11 protein-coding genes are annotated in these 13,737 nt (G+C 73.4%); 5 read left to right on the forward strand and 6 right to left on the reverse strand.

Annotation, left to right across the window (positions count from 1 at the left end):
- Window positions 1-190: 190 nt before the first annotated feature.
- The 3 genes from ACZ6C1_RS10450 to ACZ6C1_RS10460 are packed head-to-tail and all read right to left on the reverse strand — an operon-like array spanning window position 191 to window position 3,132.
- Entirely contained in the window at window positions 191-898 is a 708-nt protein-coding gene (locus ACZ6C1_RS10450) for a class III extradiol dioxygenase subunit B-like domain-containing protein (RefSeq protein WP_469239744.1), read from the reverse strand.
- Window positions 899-949: 51 nt separating this feature from the next.
- On the reverse strand, window positions 950-2,440 hold the full coding sequence (gene miaB / locus ACZ6C1_RS10455; protein WP_469239746.1) for a tRNA (N6-isopentenyl adenosine(37)-C2)-methylthiotransferase MiaB: 1,491 nt from the start codon (window positions 2,438-2,440) through the stop codon (window positions 950-952).
- 26 nt (window positions 2,441-2,466) lie between these two features.
- Complete coding sequence (locus ACZ6C1_RS10460; RefSeq protein WP_469239748.1) at window positions 2,467-3,132, reverse strand: TetR/AcrR family transcriptional regulator; 666 nt, start codon at window positions 3,130-3,132, stop codon at window positions 2,467-2,469.
- 127 nt (window positions 3,133-3,259) lie between these two features.
- Here ACZ6C1_RS10460 and ACZ6C1_RS10465 point away from each other — a divergent pair, with 127 nt between their 5' ends.
- The gene (locus tag ACZ6C1_RS10465; protein ID WP_469239880.1) at window positions 3,260-4,813 is read left to right on the forward strand and encodes an APC family permease; all 1,554 of its coding nucleotides are present in this window, start codon (window positions 3,260-3,262) and stop codon (window positions 4,811-4,813) included.
- A gap of 327 nt (window positions 4,814-5,140) precedes the next feature.
- Window positions 5,141-6,289, forward strand: a complete 1,149-nt coding sequence (locus ACZ6C1_RS10470) for an agmatine deiminase family protein (RefSeq protein WP_469239750.1) — start codon at window positions 5,141-5,143, stop codon at window positions 6,287-6,289.
- A gap of 43 nt (window positions 6,290-6,332) precedes the next feature.
- Here the strand turns inward: ACZ6C1_RS10470 and ACZ6C1_RS10475 are convergent, their stop codons facing one another.
- Window positions 6,333-7,715 (reverse strand): cytochrome P450, encoded by a 1,383-nt coding sequence (locus tag ACZ6C1_RS10475; protein ID WP_469239752.1) that lies wholly within the window; start codon window positions 7,713-7,715, stop codon window positions 6,333-6,335.
- A 157-nt stretch (window positions 7,716-7,872) separates the two neighbouring features.
- Here ACZ6C1_RS10475 and ACZ6C1_RS10480 point away from each other — a divergent pair, with 157 nt between their 5' ends.
- Window positions 7,873-8,598: a thioesterase II family protein gene (locus ACZ6C1_RS10480; protein WP_469239755.1), complete on the forward strand. Its 726-nt coding sequence runs from the start codon at window positions 7,873-7,875 to the stop codon at window positions 8,596-8,598.
- Here ACZ6C1_RS10480 and ACZ6C1_RS10485 read toward each other — a convergent pair.
- Window positions 8,570-9,937, reverse strand: coding sequence for a class II 3-deoxy-7-phosphoheptulonate synthase (locus tag ACZ6C1_RS10485; protein ID WP_469239757.1), 1,368 nt, complete (start codon window positions 9,935-9,937; stop codon window positions 8,570-8,572). The two genes, ACZ6C1_RS10480 and ACZ6C1_RS10485, sit on opposite strands and share 29 nt — an antisense overlap.
- Before the next feature lie 179 nt (window positions 9,938-10,116).
- Between ACZ6C1_RS10485 and ACZ6C1_RS10490 the strand changes: the two genes are divergently transcribed.
- Entirely contained in the window at window positions 10,117-11,640 is a 1,524-nt protein-coding gene (locus ACZ6C1_RS10490) for an anthranilate synthase component I family protein (RefSeq protein WP_469239759.1), read from the forward strand.
- Window positions 11,637-12,260 carry an anthranilate synthase component II gene (locus ACZ6C1_RS10495; RefSeq protein WP_469239760.1) on the forward strand — a complete coding sequence of 208 codons (624 nt, stop codon included), beginning with the start codon at window positions 11,637-11,639 and terminating at the stop codon, window positions 12,258-12,260. The genes ACZ6C1_RS10490 and ACZ6C1_RS10495 overlap by 4 nt, the downstream gene beginning before the upstream one ends.
- Here ACZ6C1_RS10495 and pdxR read toward each other — a convergent pair.
- Window positions 12,235-13,635 (reverse strand): MocR-like pyridoxine biosynthesis transcription factor PdxR, encoded by a 1,401-nt coding sequence (pdxR, locus tag ACZ6C1_RS10500; RefSeq protein ID WP_469239762.1) that lies wholly within the window; start codon window positions 13,633-13,635, stop codon window positions 12,235-12,237. The two genes, ACZ6C1_RS10495 and pdxR, sit on opposite strands and share 26 nt — an antisense overlap.
- Between the last annotated feature and the right edge of the window lie 102 nt (window positions 13,636-13,737).

A 13,737-nucleotide genomic window follows, 5' to 3' on the forward strand; every position in this document is an offset into this window, starting at 1 on the left:
CAGCCCGCCCCTATCCCGCAAAAACAAACAAAGAAAGCCCGACCCCCCCCCCCCCCCCCCCCCCCCCCCCCCCCCCCCCCCGCCGCCGTTTCCGTAGCCGGGGCGCCAAGGGCCCGGCAGCCGCCCCGCGGCGGCCACGACCGGGCGGCCACGACCGGGCGGCCACGACCAGGCAGCCACGACCGGGCGGCTACGACCAGGCGGCCACGAAATACCCGACGCCGTACGGCGCGTCCTCGTAGAGCAGACGGCCCTCCAGGCCCGCGCCCTCGGCCGCGCCCGCGAGGACCTGCCAGGGCGCCCGGCCGGCCGCTTTCAGCTCGTCCGCGAGGTGCTCGTCCAGCGCCGCTAGGGCGGCCGTGTCCGCGGAGCCCAGCGCCCGGGCGGCCCGCTCGTCGAAGCCGGCGGCGCGGTCGTCGAGGTAGCCCGGCGCCTTGAGACTGCGGCACGCGCTGCCGTCCCCGAGCACCAGGAGTGCGACCCGCTCCGCCCCCGCCGCGAGCTCCCGGCCGGTCTCGGCGCACCGCGCGGGCGCGAGCCGCTCCCCCACGGCGAGGCCCTCGACCGGGGCGTCGGCCCACCCGGCTCGCGCGAGCAGCCAGGCACCCACCGCGAGCGACGCGGGCAGCGGCCGGTCACCGCCGACCCCCGCACCGAGCCGTACGTCGATGTCGACGCCGAAGCCACGGAAATCGCCCGCCGTCCCCGCCGGGTACCGCTCCAGCCCCTCATGCGTCCCCGGGCCGATCACCACCAGCCGGTCCGGCCGGGAGGCGGCGAGCACCGCGAGCGCGTCGGAGCACGCCGTACGCGCCCCGTTGAGCTCGGGTGCCGCACCGGCGGCGAGGTCCGGGACGAGGAGTGGGGGGCAGGGGCAGACGGCGGCGGCGGCAAGCATGATCCGCAGCGTAGCCGGTGAGCCCCCCGCTCCCGGGACAAGCCCCGCAGGTCAGCCGACCGTGCAGCCACCCGTGACCGGGGGCAGCGGGGCCGGGGCGCCGATCTGCGGCAGGCCGAGCATCACGCCCGCGGGCTTGGCCGCCTCGGCGGCGTTGCGCTTCTGCCACGCGTCGCCCGCGCGGGTGCGGCGGACCTCGCTGGTCGGGCCCTCCGCGAGGAGGTGGTGCGGGGCCGCGTAGGTGATCTCGACGGTCACCACGTCGCCCGGGCGCACGTCCTGCTCCGGCTTGGTGAAGTGGACCAGGCGGTTGTCGGGCGCGCGGCCGGAGAGGCGGTGGGTGGTGCCGTCCTTGCGGCCCTCACCCTCCGCGACCATGACCTCCAGGGTGCGGCCGACCTGCTTCTTGTTCTCCTCCCAGGAGATCTCCTCCTGGAGGGCGACCAGGCGCATGTAGCGGTCCTGCACGACCTCCTTGGGGATCTGCCCGTCCATGGTGGCCGCCGGGGTGCCGGGGCGCTTGGAGTACTGGAAGGTGAAGGCCTGCGCGAAGCGCGCCTCGCGCACCACGTGCATGGTCTGCTCGAAGTCCTCCTCCGTCTCACCGGGGAAGCCCACGATGATGTCGGTGGAGATGGCGGCGTGCGGGATGGCCTCCCGCACCTTGCCGATGATGCCGAGGAAGCGGTCCTGGCGGTACGAGCGGCGCATCGCCTTCAGGACGGTGTCCGAGCCGGACTGCAGCGGCATGTGGAGCTGCGGCATCACGTTGGGCGTCTCGGCCATCGCGGCGATCACGTCGTCGGTGAAGTCGCGCGGGTGGGGGGAGGTGAAGCGGACGCGCTCCAGGCCCTCGATCTTCCCGCAGGCGCGCAGCAGCTTGCTGAAGGCCTCGCGGTCGCCGATGTCGGAGCCGTACGCGTTGACGTTCTGGCCGAGCAGGGTGATCTCGGAGACGCCCTCGGAGACCAGGGCCTCGATCTCGGCGAGGATGTCGCCGGGACGGCGGTCCTTCTCCTTGCCGCGCAGCGCCGGGACGATGCAGAAGGTGCAGGTGTTGTTGCAGCCGACGGAGATGGAGACCCATGCGGCGTACGCGGACTCGCGCCGGGTCGGCAGCGTGGAGGGGAACGCCTCCAGCGACTCGGCGATCTCGATCTGCGCCTCTTCCTGGATGCGGGCGCGCTCCAGGAGCACCGGCAGCTTGCCGATGTTGTGCGTACCGAAGACGACGTCGACCCACGGCGCCTTCTTGACGATGGTGTCGCGGTCCTTCTGGGCCAGGCAGCCACCGACGGCGATCTGCATGCCGGGCCGCTTGGTCTTCATCGGGGCGAGCCGGCCGAGGTTGCCGTACAGCTTGTTGTCGGCGTTCTCGCGGACCGCGCAGGTGTTGAAGACGACGACGTCGGCGTCACCGTCGGACCCCTCGGGGGCGCGTACGTAACCGGCGTCCTCCAACAGGCCGGAGAGGCGCTCGGAGTCGTGAACGTTCATCTGGCACCCGTAGGTGCGTACCTCGTACGTCTTCAAACCGTCCACAACTCCGCCAGCCACGTCGTTACCGCTCACCCGTCAAGGGTAAGGGGTCCCGTCGACCCGCCCGGCTGAACCGTGGCGGCGAGACCGTCGAGGAGGAGGGCGAGGCCCGCCTCGAAACCGCGGTCGTCGAGACCGGCCAGGCCCGAGGCGTCGCCGTCGGCCCCTTCCAGGGCGTCGGCGAGGGACGGGTAGGCCGGGCGGTAGCCGTCCGGGCGGCGGCTGAAGCCCGCCGTGAAGGTCTCCAGCGCGGAGCCGAGGACCAGGTAGTCGAGTGCGGCGGCGACCTCGGCCGCCCTGGCCGGCGTGCAGCCGATCCGGACCAGGGCGGCGATCAGCGTGTCGTAGCCGCGCAGGGCCTTGTCGGCCTCCACGCGACGGCGGGCCACCAGGGCGATCATGTGCGGGTACCGGAGGTAGACCCGGCGGTAGCCGCGGGCGTAGGCGGCGATGCCCTCGCGCCACCGCGGGTCGTCGAGCGGGTCGAGGTCGATCTCCTCGTTGATCCGCTCCAGCGCCGCGTCCAACAGGTCGTCCTTGGAGGACACATGGTGGTAGAGCGACGCGCCCCGCACTCCCAGGCGCTGGGCGAGTGCCCGCATCGTCAGGGCCTGGGGGCCCAGCTCCTCGAGGAGTTCCAGGGCGGTGCGCGCGATGCTCTCGCGGCTCAGCAGTGGCTGGCTCGGTCGGCCCATCGCGGTGCTCCCCCTCTTTCCCGCCGCCAGGTTACCGGGCGGGAGGGGTTCACATTCGGCCAGTGGCGCGTTAAGTTCCCCGCACCCCGATACCTAACAACGTTAGATTTAGCTGCACGAGGTGACCATGACGCAGTCGTACGACACTGATGCCGACGCCGCCCGCCTGGGCGACCTCGGCTACCGGCAGGAGCTGCGCCGCAGCCTCGGCATCCTGGGGAACATCTCCATGGGCTTCGCCGTGGTCTCCCCCGTGGTGGCCCTCTACGCGGTGGCCATGGTCGGCACGACCGTCGCCGGCCCCGCCTGGATCTGGGCGCTGCCGGTGGTCCTGGTCGGGCAGTGCCTGGTCGTGAACGTCTACTCCGAGCTCGCGTCCCAGTGGCCGCTCGCGGGCGGCCCGTACCAGTGGAGCCGCCGCCTGCTCGGGCCGGCCTTCGGCTGGATGGGCGGTTGGGTGTGGCAGTTCGCCGTGATGTTCGGCAACACCACCGTGGCCTACCTCGCCGCGCCCTGGGTCTTCGCCCTGTTCGGGATCACACCCTCGCCCGGGGCGATGGTGACGGTCGCCGTCTCGATCCTGCTCGGCTGCATGCTGATCAACGCGTACGGGATCAGGGTCCTGAGCTTCATCGTGTCCCTGGGCATCGCCGCAGAGGCGGTCGCCTCCGTCCTGGTCGGCTTCTCCCTGCTGCTGTTCTTCCGGGAGCACGACTTCGTCCTGTTCACCGACACCATGGGCGCCGAGGCCCTGTCCGGCGGTTCCACCGTCCTGGCGTTTCTCGCCGCCGTGGCCGTGGCCGGCTGGGCGTTCATCGGCTTCGACGCCTGTGTGTCCACCTCCGAGGAGACCAAGGACGCGGGCCGTCAGGTGCCGCGTGCCATGTGGTGGGCGCTGCTCAGCGTCGGCGCGGTCGTGATCCTCAACGCGATGGCGGTCGCCCTCTCCCACCCCGCCCCCGAGAAGGTCGTCATGGGCGAGGACGTCGACCCGGTGACCACGGCGGTGGTGCACTCCTTCGGCTCCTGGTCCGACAAGCCCTTCGTGGCCGTCGTCCTGGTCGGCTTCCTCGCCTGTGCCATGGCGTCCCAGGGAGGCGCGGCACGCGGGCTGTACTCGCTCGCCCGGGACGGTGTCTTCCCCTTCTCCAGCCAGGTCCGGAAGGTGAACCGGCGCCGGGCCCCGATCGGGGGCCTCGTCGCCTCCACCCTGGTCAGCGGTACGGCACTGCTGCTGGGTCTCGACGCCACCGCCATCGGCAGCCTGATCGCCTTCGGTACGGCGGCGACCTTCCTGCCGTTCTTCCTCACCTCGCTGGCCGCCCTGATCGCCCGCCTCCGCGGCACGTGGGTGCCGTCCGGACACATCCGGCAGGGGCGCAAGGGCACGGTCCTCAACGGGCTGGCCGTGCTGTGGACCGGCTTCGAGGTGGTCAACGTCTGCTGGCCGCGCGCCATCCTGGCCCCGCCGGGCGCGCCCTGGTACCAGGTGTGGGCCGGGCTCATCGGCACCGCCGTGATCATCCTCGCGGGGCTGGTCTACCTGGTGGTCCGCCGCCCGCAGGACAAGATCCGCGACGACCGGCCGACGGCCGCCGCCGCACCCGCCGGACCGGACGGGGGCGCGTCCGCCGACTCGGACGCCGACGGGTCCACCGCACTGGCGGCCGACACCTCCTGACGGCCCCGCCGCCCACCCGGCCGGGGCACCTCCGGTCCCGAGCCGCCCCGAGCCGCCTCGCTCCTCCCCCAGCCGCCCGGCGGTGTCCCCGTCCCGGGCGCACCTCCACACGCCCCGTCAGCCCCGCCACGCGCCGCCGCACCCCCACGCACCGCCACGCACCGCCGACCTGCGGCGTCCCCCTCCCGGGCGCACCTCCACACACCCCGTTAGCCCCGCCACGCGCCGCCGCACCGCCGCACCGCCACGCACCGCCACGCATCGCCACGCCCCGCCGCACCCCCACGCACCGCCGCATCGCTACGCCCACTGCCGAGGAGAGACGACATGAGCCTGCCCCGCACTCCCCGCACGTCCCGCGCACCGCACCTGAGCAGAAGGGCCTTCGGCGGTGCCGCGCTGACGGCCGCCGCGGCCGCCCTGCTGGCTCCCGGCCGCGCCGTCGGCGCCATGGCCAGGGAGGCCACCGCCGTGTTCCACGCCCCCGCCGAGTGGGAGGTTCACTCCGACTGCGTCATGGCCTGGCCCTGGGACCCGGCCGTCGGCTGGGGTGGGCTGCTGCGCGACGTCCAGGACGAGATCGCCGGCATCGCCCGGCGGATCGCCCGATTCGAGTCCGTCCTCATGGTCGCCGAGCCGGGCCGCGGCGCGGAGGCCCGCGCCCGGTGCGGCAGTACGGTCACCGTGATCGAGCACCCGGTCAACGACTGCTGGACGCGCGACACGGGCCCCGTCTTCGCCGTCGACGCGGGCAGGACCCGGAAGGTCGGGCTGGACTTCCGGTTCAACGGCTGGGGCGAGAAGTACCCGTACGACAAGGACGACTTCCTGCCCGTAGGGGTCTGCGACCACCTGGGCGTGGAGCGCCGGCCCGTCGACATGGTCCTGGAGGGCGGGGCGGTCCTCGCGGACGGGCAGGGCACCCTCATCACCACCGAGGAGTGCCTGCTCCACCCCAACCGCAACCCCTCCATGACCCGCGCGCAGATCGAGGCCGCGCTGCTGAGCGCGTACGGGGCGAGCAAGGTCGTCTGGCTGCCGTACGGGCTGCACAACGACGACATCACCAATGGACACGTCGACCTCGTCGCCGCCTTCCTCGGCCCGGCGAAGGTCCTCCTCCACACCCAGCCCGACCCCTCCAGCCCCAACCACGCCCGGATGGCGGCCAACCGGGCGGTGCTGCGGGACGCCACGGACGCGCGCGGGCGCCGGTTCGAGATCGTGGAGCTCCACCACCAGCCGCACTACCGTCACAACGGGCTGCTGGTGGAGACGTTCAGCTACACCAACTACTACGAGACGAGCGGCAGCGTCGTCGTGCCGCTGTCCGGTGAACCGGCGGACTCCCTGGCCCTGGCCCAGTTCCGCACCCTGTTCCCCACCCGTGAGGTCGTGGGCGCTCCGGCGCGCACCCTCGGCTGGGGCGGTGGCGGGGTGCACTGCGTCACCCAGCACGTCCCCAGGACCTCATAACCGGACGCCATAAAAGGAGGTCATAACGGGGCGTCAGGGCCGGTCACGGCACGGCGCGGAGCGTGGCGACCAGCGGCACCGACGGCTGGAGCAGCAGGCCGGCCCGGGGCACCACCTCGGCGGCGGGCAGCTCCAGGCGGAAGCGCTGGGCCAGCGTGGCCAGCAGCAGGACCGCCTCCACCTGGGCGAACCGGGCGCCGAGGCAGGTGCGCTGGCCGCCGCCGAAGGGGTACCAGGCGTGGTCCGGTACCGCCTCGGGGCTGTCGGCGTCCCAGCGTTGGGGCCGGAAGGCGCGGGGCTCGGGGAACCAGCGCGGGTCGCGGTGGGCCGTCCACTGGCTGCACCAGACGATGGTGCGGGCGGGGACGCGCCGGCCGGCGAGGGTGGCCCCTTCGCGGGCGACGCCGGCGAGGAGCCAGGCGGGCGGGTAGAGCCGCAGGCTCTCCTTGACGATCTGCTGGGTCCAGGTGAGCCGTTCGTAGTCGTCGATGGCGGGCGGGCGGCCGCCGAGCACGCGGTCGAGTTCGGCCTCGAACCGGTTCCGGACCGCCGGGTACGCCGACAGCAGGTACCACGTCCAGGTCAGGGCGGTCGACGTCGTTTCGTGGCCGGCCGCCCACAGGGTGACGGCCTCGTCGCGCACCTCCCGGGGCGACAGCGGCCGGCCGGCCTCGTCGCGGGCCGCGAGGAGCCGGCTCAGCAGGTCGTCGCGGTCCTCGGTGCCCCCGGCGCCCCGGGAGGCGCCGCCGGCCGCCTCCCGGAGCCGGGCCCGGATGAGCCGGTGCACCTCGCCGTCGATGGTCGCCACGGCGGCCCGCAGCCGCTGCCGCGCCGGGGTGGTGACCCAGCCGGGCATGAACAGGCTCATGCTCCGCAGCTCGGCGCCGATCACCTGCTCGGCCACGTCCATCGCCCCGGCCAGCGCCCGGGTCGCGTCACCCAGGTCGTTGCCGAACAGGCAGCGCAGCACGACCCGCTGGGTGATCAGCGCCATCTCGCGCTGTACGTCGATCCGCTGCCCCTCGCGCCACCGGCCGACCGCGGACCGGGCGCAGTCGACCATGGTGGCCGCGTAGGCCTTCACCTGACGCGGCCGGACCGTCGGCTGCACCAGCGAGCGCTTGCGGCGCCAGTCGTCGCCCTTGCTCATGATCACGCTCTGGCCGACGACCCGCTTGAACGCCCAGCCGATGTCCAGGATCTCGTACGTGTGCTCACGGGCGGTCAGCATCTCGGCGATGTGCTGGGGATGGGACAGGAACAGGCTCTGCCGGGGCCCCAGCGACCAGCGCACGGCGTCCCCGTACTCGTCCCGCAGCCGGGTCAGGAACGCCAGCGGGTCCCTGCCGAACTCCGGCAGGTTGCCCAGCACGGGCAGGCCCCGGGGGCCGGGTACGGGGGTCAGGGGGACGCTGCACGTGGTCACGGGGGCTCCAGCGGTCGGGCTCGCGCGTCGGCGGTACGCGGCGGTCGTCACCCTTAACGCGGCGGGCCGGGCCGAGGTGGCGGCGTCAGCGGCGTGTCAGCCCCGGTCAGGATCGTGGAGGCGACAACACACGACGCGGGGCCTTGGGGGCAGGAAGATGTGGACACAGTGCGTCGAGCCACGGCCGTTCGCGGACCGGCGGCTGGTCTGTTTTCCCCACGCCGGCGGCTCGCCCCACTTCTTCCGGGGCTGGGGCAAGGCGCTGAACGGGTTCGAGGTCCACGCGGTGTGCTATCCGGGCCGTGCCGAACGCATCGCCGAGCCGCCCGCCACGGAGCTGGCCGCGATGGCCGGTGACATCGCGGCGGCGCTGCGCCCGTGGACGGACGACCGGCCGACGGTGTTCTTCGGCCACAGCATGGGCGCGATCGTCGCGTACGAGGTGGTGGGGGCGCTGGAGGACGAGGGGGTCCGGGTGGCGCATTTCATCGCCTCGGGCGCCCGGGCGCCGCAGCTCCTGCGGCCGGACCCCGACGTGGCCACCACCTGGGACGACGAGTCGATCGCCAGGACGCTGGTGGAACTGGGCGGCACGGACGCCGAACTGCTGCGCAACCCGGCCTTCGTGGAGCTGGTCATGCCCTACATCGGCGCCGACTTCCGGATGCTCGCCTCCTACGGCCCGGCCCGGAGCGCGCCGCTGCGGTGTCCCGTCACGGCGCTTGTCGGGGACCGCGATCCGCGGGTCGGGGCCGCCGACGCCGCCGCGTGGCGGGACCGGACACGGGGCCCCTTCCGGTTCCGGACGCTCCCCGGCGACCACTTCTACCTGGCCGGGGAGCCGCCCTTCGCGGTCATCGACGGGGCGCCGGCCGGGAGTTGAGGGCGCGGGGGCGGTCCCGGTACATCTCGGCGAGCAGGAACGCCAGGTCCAGCGACTGGGTGTGGTTCAGGCGCGGGTCGCAGGCCGTCTCGTAGCGGTGGTGCAGGTTCTCGGGCAGCACCGCGTTGCCGCCGCCGACGCATTCGGTGACGTCGTCGCCGGTGAGCTCGACGTGCACGCCGCCGGGGTGGGTGCCCAGCTCACGATGGACCTCCACGAAACCGCGCACCTCGTCGAGGATCGTGTCGAAGCTGCGGGTCTTGTGGCCGCTGTCCGCCGTGATGGTGTTGCCGTGCATCGGGTCGCTGACCCAGCAGACCAGGGCGCCCTCGGCGGTGACCTTCTCGATCAGGTCGGGCAGCACGTCACGGACGCGGTCGGCGCCGGCGCGGACCACGAACGTCAGCCGGCCGGGTTCGCGGCGGGGGTCGAGCCGGTCGATGAGGCCGAGCACCGTGTCGGGCGTGGTGGTCGGGCCGAGCTTGACGGCGATGGGGTTGTGGACGCGGGAGAAGTACGCGACGTGGGCGCCGTCGAGGTCGCGGGTCCGTTCGCCGATCCAGAGCAGGTGACCGCTGGTGGCGTAGGTGCGGTCGGTGTCCGGTTCGGCGCGGGTGAGGGCCGCCTCGTAGTCGAGCAGCAGGCCCTCGTGGCCGACGAAGAACTCGGCCGTGCCCAGCTCGCCGGTGTCCACGCCGCAGGCCTGCATGAAGGCGAGGCTGCGGTCGATCTCGTCCGCGAGCTGCTCGTAGCGCTCACCGGCCAGCGAGTCCGCGACGAAGCCCTGGTTCCAGGCGTGCACCTGCCGCAGGTCGGCGAAGCCGCCGGTGGTCAGGGCCCGGACGAGGTTGAGGGTCATGGCGGAACTCTCGTACATCCGCCGCATGCGCCAGGGGTCCGGGCGCCGCGCCTCGGCGGTGAACTCCAGTCCGTTGACCGCGTCGCCGCGGTAGGAGGGCAGTTCGGTGCCGTCCCGTCTCTCGACCGGCGAGGAGCGGGGCTTGGCGTACTGTCCGGCCATCCGGCCGATCTTGACCACCGGCAGGGCGGTGGCGTGCGTGAGCACCACGGCCATCTGGAGCAGGGTCTGGAGCTTGCCGCGGATCGCGTCGGCGGTGACCCGGTCGAAGGTCTCGGCGCAGTCACCGCCCTGGAGGAGGACCGCCTCGCCGCGGGCGACCGCCGCCATGCGGCGGCGCAGCAGGTCGCACTCGGCGGCGAAGACCAGCGGGGGCGCGGCGGCCAGCCACCGTGTCACGGCTCCCAGTTCCGCCTGGTCCGGCCACTGCGGCTGCTGGGCCGCGGGGAAATCCCGCCAGGAGTCGGTGGGTGAATTCATCGTCCTCGGTTCCCTTCGCTCTTTCCTGTGGCCGGTGGAAACACGGATCAGCTCAGTGCACCGGGCGTACCGGGTCAAGGGATTGGCCAAGTGGTCCGCATGAACGGCAATTGATTGGTCTGGCACGGCCGCCGCGCACGCTGTTTTGCTGATCACCTTGATGTCGACGGGAGTTCACCATGCGAAATACGGAAAGGATCGCGGTGCGGGTCACCGCGACACGATTGCCCCGGCACGATTGCCTCGATGTGTACGAGCGGCTGCGCGCCGTTCACGGGGAAGAGGGCGTGTTCCTCTTCGAGAGCGTGGACGGCGCCGAGCCCGACCGCCGGTGGGCCGCCGTCGGGTTCGGGCGCCTGGCGGAGCTCCGGGTGTTCGGCGGGTACGCCGAGATCGACGGCGCCCCCGGCGTGGTGGACGCCCTCGTGGCGGCGGCCGCGGAGGCGGGCCTGCGCGGCGAGGGCGTGGCGCCGGAGGGGGTGGCGCGCCGGCTGGAGCTGCCCGGCGGCGACGCGGTGTGGGAGCTGCTGGCCCGGGCGCAGGGGCTGTTCGACGTCGGTACGGACGTCCCCGTCACGTCGTACGCCTTCGGGTTCCTGACCTCGTTCGCGTACGAGTCGGTTTGGCACATGGAGACGCTGCCCGCCCGCACCAAGGAACCGAACGGGCCCGACATCACGCTCACGCTCTTCCGGGACACCGTCTGGTACGACCTGACGACCGGCGAGGTGCGGCTGCTGCGGGCCGAGAGCGCCGCCTTCCCGCAGCGGGCGCCGGGCACCGCGGACGCCGTCGCGGCGATGGCCGGCGAGGCCTCACGGGAGCGGGCCGACGGTCGTCCGGCCGCCGTTCCCCAGGCGCCCGTCCCGCTGTCGGTGCGCGACAGCGTCAGCCGCGAGACGTTCCTGGAGTGGGCCGGCGTCTGCCTGGAGCACATCCGGGTCGGTGACATCTACCAGATCCAGATCGGTCACCGCATCGACGTGACGACGACGCTGACGCCCGTCGACGTCTACCGGCGGCTGCGCGCGCGCAATCCCTCCCCGTACATGTACCTGATGCCCCGGGCGGGCAACACGCTGATCGGTGCCAGCCCGGAGCTGTTCTTCCGGATCGAGGGCGACGAGATCGTGATGCGCCCGATCGCCGGGACCGCGCGGCGCGGCGCGGACGAGGAGGAGAACCAGCGGCGCGTGAAGGAGATGCGCGAGAGCACCAAGGAGCAGGCCGAGCACGTCATGCTCGTCGACCTGTGCCGCAACGACATCGGCCGGGTCAGCCGGCCCAGCACCCAGCCGGTGGACCGGCTGATGGCGGTGGAGAGCTACTCGCACGTCTTCCACCTGGTCTCGACGGTGTCCGGCCGGCTGGAGGAGGGTGTCGACACCTGGCGGGCGGTGCGTGCGACCTTCCCGGCGGGGACGATGACCGGCGCGCCGAAGGTCCGGGCCATGGAGATCATCGACGGTCTGGAACGGGAGCGGCGCGGCAGTTACGCGGGGGCGGTCGGGCTGGCCGACGTGCGCGGGTGGAGCGAGTTCGCGCTGTGCATCCGGACGGTCGAGTACGACGGGACGACGTACTCCACGCAGAGCTCGGCGGGCATGGTGGCCCAGTCGGAGCCCGAGGCGGAGTGGCGGGAGACGCTGTTGAAGATGGGGGCCGCCCACTGGGCGCTGACCGGTGAGGAGTTGCTGCCGTGAGCGAGCCGAAGGTCCTGCTGATCGACGCGTACGACAGCTTCGTCCACATCATCGACCAGTACCTGCGCACGCTGGGTGCCCGGACGGAGGTGGTGCGGTCGCTGACCCGTTCCCCGGAGACGCTGGTCGCCTCGCGGCCGGACGCGGTGGTCCTGGGCCCCGGTCCGGGTCACCCCGCCGAGTCGGGCCACGTCGAGCTGGTGCACGCGTTCGCCGGACGCGTGCCGCTGCTGGGGGTGTGCCTGGGCCACCAGGCGATCGCGCTGGCCCACGGCGGGCGGGTCGAGGTGGCCGGCCAGGTGATGCACGGGCGGACCAGCACGGTGCGGCACGACGGGGCGGGGGTGTTCACGGGGCTGGGCCACACGCTGGAGGCCACCCGGTACCACTCGCTGGTGGTCGCCGAGCCGCTGCCGGACGAGCTGGTGACCACGGCCGTCGCCGTGGACCACGGCTATGTGATGGGCCTGCGGCACCGCACGCTGCCCGTCGAGGGCGTGCAGTTCCACCCCGAGAGCATCATGACGACCGGGGGGCTGACCATGATGGAGAACTTCCTGGCGACCGCCCGGGGTACGGCGGCGGGGGCGGCCCTCACCGCGGGCGGCGGGCCTCGCTGATCGCCCGCACCGCCTCCGCCACTCCCGAGCGCGGCAGGTGCGCGTGGCCCACCACCAGGGCGGGCGCGTCCCACCGGGGGCGGACGTGGAAGGCCGCGCCGCCGCGTACCACCACCGAGCGGCGCAGCGCGGCCGCCACGAGCGCCGCCTCGTCGGTGCCGCGGGGCAGCCTGACGTAGGCGTGCAGGCCCGCCGCCCGGCCGATGACGGAGGCGCCCGGCAGGTAGCGGCGGACCGCCTCCTCGAGGGTGTCGCGGCGCTCCCGGCAGTGGGCGTTGAGACGGCGCAGGTGGCGGTCGAACAGTCCGCTGCGCAGCAGTTCGGCGAAGGCGAGCTGGGTGAGGCTCTCGGTGCCCAGGTCGTGGCGGGCGCGAGTGCGCAGCAGCCGGGCGAGCAGGTCCGGGGGCGCGGCGAGCCAGCCCAGGCGCAGTCCGGGGGCGAGCGACTTGCTGGCCGTGCCCGCGTAGACGACGTGGTCGGGGGCCAGCCGCTGGAGGGCGAGGGGACGCGGGCCGCGCTCGTACCACAGGCCCCCGTCGTAGTCGTCCTCGATGATCAGGCCGCCGGAGTCGCGCGCCCAGCGCACCAGCGCCTCCCGGCGGCGTGCCGAGAGGGCGGCGCCGGTGGGGAACTGGTGCGCGGGCGTGACGAGGACGGCGCTCACCCCGGTCGCGGCGAGCGCCCCGACGTCGATGCCCTCCTCGTCGACCGGGACGGGGACGGGGCGCACCCCGCTCTCCTGGACGAACTGCCGCTGTCCGGGGTGGCCCGGGTCCTCGATGCCGAGAGCGTCGGTGCCGTCCCGGCGCAGCACGGCGCACAGCAGGCCGAGCGCCTGTGCGAACCCCGCGACGACCATGACCTGGTCGGGGGCCGCGCGCACGCCGCGCACCCGGCCGAGGTACTGGGCGAGTTCGGCGCGCAGGCCGGACTCGCCGGCGAGCGGCGGGTAGTCGTGGTCGGCGGGGGCGGCCGACTGGAGGACGCGCTGGTAGCAGCCGAGCCACTCGCGGCGCGGGAAGGCGGGCAGGTTGCGGCCGCCGGTGCGCAGGTCCCAGCGGACGGCGGGCACGTGGCCGCCCTCGTCCAGCAGGGTGGGGACGACGGGCGGCGGCGCGGCGTCGATGTGGGTGACGACCCGGGTGCCGGCGCCCTGGGTGGCCTCCAGGTAGCCCTCGGCGACGAGCTGGCCGTACGCCTCCACGACGACGCTGCGCGAGACGTCCAGGTCGTGCGCGAGCCTGCGGCTGGAGGGCAGGCGGGTGCCGGGATGGAGAATTCCCTCGGAAATCTCCCTCTTGATGAAGCTCTGGATCTGGGCGGTCAGGGATGTCTCGGAATCCCTGACCACCTCGACCGCCATGTGCAGGGCCATGGGCCCTCCCCCTTCGGATTGGTCCGTATATCTCGGCGGGCAGTGGTCTGGTGGGCGCTCGTCGTCATTCGGAGACTGGACGGAGAAATTTCCCCGGGTGCC

The sequence above is a fragment of the Streptomyces sp. NPDC041796 genome, from assembly GCF_055590785.1.

What these genes read in the sequence shown, in the direction of transcription:
- ACZ6C1_RS10480 (WP_469239755.1), top strand. Translation starts at nt 7,873, where the DNA reads ATGTGGACACAGTGCGTCGAGCCACGGCCGTTCGCGGACCGGCGGCTG.
- ACZ6C1_RS10490 (WP_469239759.1), top strand. Translation starts at nt 10,117, where the DNA reads ATGCGAAATACGGAAAGGATCGCGGTGCGGGTCACCGCGACACGATTG.
- ACZ6C1_RS10460 (WP_469239748.1), bottom strand. Translation starts at nt 3,132, where the DNA reads ATGGGCCGACCGAGCCAGCCACTGCTGAGCCGCGAGAGCATCGCGCGC.
- ACZ6C1_RS10485 (WP_469239757.1), bottom strand. Translation starts at nt 9,937, where the DNA reads ATGAATTCACCCACCGACTCCTGGCGGGATTTCCCCGCGGCCCAGCAG.
- pdxR (WP_469239762.1), bottom strand. Translation starts at nt 13,635, where the DNA reads ATGGCCCTGCACATGGCGGTCGAGGTGGTCAGGGATTCCGAGACATCC.
- ACZ6C1_RS10465 (WP_469239880.1), top strand. Translation starts at nt 3,260, where the DNA reads ATGACGCAGTCGTACGACACTGATGCCGACGCCGCCCGCCTGGGCGAC.
- ACZ6C1_RS10450 (WP_469239744.1), bottom strand. Translation starts at nt 898, where the DNA reads ATGCTTGCCGCCGCCGCCGTCTGCCCCTGCCCCCCACTCCTCGTCCCG.
- ACZ6C1_RS10470 (WP_469239750.1), top strand. Translation starts at nt 5,141, where the DNA reads ATGAGCCTGCCCCGCACTCCCCGCACGTCCCGCGCACCGCACCTGAGC.